The 207-nt window shown below is 69.6% G+C and carries 1 pseudogene; it reads right to left on the minus strand.

The window, feature by feature from the left end:
• A pseudogene (locus FJ658_RS16270) lies at nt 1-207 on the minus strand (pilus assembly protein PilM); the annotation flags it as partial.

Raw genomic sequence — 207 nt, forward strand, 5'->3', positions numbered from 1 at the left:
TGGTACTCGTCCATGCCGAGGCGCGAGACGAGCGCGCGGTTGATGTCGTCGCTGCCGTTCTGCACGATGCGCACGAAGTGCGGCACGCCGTTCACGGCGACCGTGACCATCGTGGTCTCCGCCCCGATGTGCACGAGCGCCACCGAGCCCTGGGCCATCGGCCCGGTGAGCAGCGAGCGGCTGAGCGCGAAGGGGATCAGGTCGACG

Origin of the sequence: Schumannella sp. 10F1B-5-1 (assembly GCF_006517535.1) — a bacterium.
Classification (GTDB): Bacteria; Actinomycetota; Actinomycetes; order Actinomycetales; family Microbacteriaceae; genus Schumannella.